The following is a 1,612-nucleotide window of genomic DNA, read 5'->3' as shown; positions in this document are numbered from 1 at the left end:
GTTTTTATATTCATTGGTTGGCGAGTAGGTGCTAGCTTTGATGGTCAAAGTATAGAATTAGAAGCAATATTAAAAAAATTAGGATTTAATAAACCCAGTATGGCAAGTTTAAATGATTTTTCAGTTTCTTCTGTAAATAGAAAGAATAAAATAAATATGGATGAATATCCTGATCGTTGGGAGCAATATACTTATCGTCTAGACCTAGCAAAAAAATATGATGAAGAAAAATATGGGAAAAAATGAAATTATAAAAAAGATGAAGCTAATATGATGATTAAATATATTTCTACATTCTGCCTATGCCTTTATAGTTGTGTATCTTATGCTTCTACAAGTTTGAATGTAAAACTGAAAAATACAAGCACATTGATTGTACGGAAAGATAAGAACATAAAAAAATAAATTTAGGTGAAATTAACGGATATAAAACTAATTGTAATAATAGTTATTTAGTAGTTTGGGGAATTCCTAAGAAATTCAAAAATAGTTCCCCTCAAAATAATGAAGTTGTTTTTTATAATTTGTATAATAAAAAGCAGAGAGTTGTTAAGACAAGTCATGCCATATTCGATGTTGATTTTTATAAAACTGAAGATAAAGCAATTTTAAATTCAGCAACTACGAATACTGAAATTAATTTAAAGACGGGAGAACAAAGTGACTTCCCAGAAATAAGTCAATCCACTTTAAACCAACTAGAAGTTTGTAAAAATTTAACTCAATTTAAAAGATACTGATGTGGGTCTAGGATTTTAGACCACGCCTATAAGTGATAATCTACTCCCCAATAAGCATGGGAAATGCTTGTTTTTGGAGTCAACCATGACACGAAGAAAACGTCGTAATCATTCAGCAGAGTTTAAAGTTAAAGTTGCTCTCGCAGCAATTAAAGGCGACCACACACTCGCTGAACTTTCTACTCAATTCGATTTACATCAAAACCAAATCATCGATTGGAAAAATCAACTGCTTGAGCAATCAGTCAATATTTTTTCACGACCAACAGCACAACAAGAACCTGAGATTGACCTCAAAGCTCTACATGCCAAGATAGGACATCAGGCATTGCAAATTGATTTTTTAGAAGGTGCGCTCAGAAAAATAGGGCAGCTGAGCGGCAAAAAATGATCGATAAGACCCATCAACTTTCGGTACGACAACAATCGCAATTGATTCAAATCAATCGCAGTACGTTGTATTACAAGCCCAAAGAGATTTCATCAACTGATTTGAGTTTGATGCGTCTGATCGATGAAATTCATCTCGACTACCCATTTATGGGCAGTCGAATGATACGAGATATGCTACAGCGTCAAGGGCATCAAATAGGTCGGCGTAAAGTCCGACGTTTAATGCGCTTGATGGGAATACATGCCTTGTATCCAAAACCCAATACCAGTAAGCCTAATCTTGCACACCGTATTTTCCCATATCTGTTGAAAAACATGGTCATCGATCACTCTAATCAAGTCTGGTGTACAGATATCACATACATTCCTATGGCTAAAGGCTTTGTCTATCTGTGTGCAATTATAGATTGGCATAGTCGTAAAGTACTGGCTCATCGAGTATCGATCAGTATGGAAACAGACTTTTGCATAGATGCGTT

The 1,612-nt window shown here is 34.4% G+C and carries 2 pseudogenes; both read left to right on the top strand.

Annotation, left to right across the window (positions count from 1 at the left end):
- Positions 1-246, top strand: a pseudogene (locus F938_RS10920) (putative type VI secretion system effector); the annotation flags it as partial.
- Between the two features lie 579 nt (positions 247-825).
- Positions 826-1,612 (top strand): annotated as a pseudogene (locus F938_RS23810) (IS3-like element ISAcsp5 family transposase); the annotation flags it as partial.

The organism is Acinetobacter bereziniae LMG 1003 = CIP 70.12 (genome assembly GCF_000368925.1).
GTDB lineage: Bacteria > Pseudomonadota > Gammaproteobacteria > Pseudomonadales > Moraxellaceae > Acinetobacter > Acinetobacter bereziniae.
Note: the sequence above shows the minus strand (reverse complement) of the source record. Positions and strands in the feature narration are given on the sequence as shown.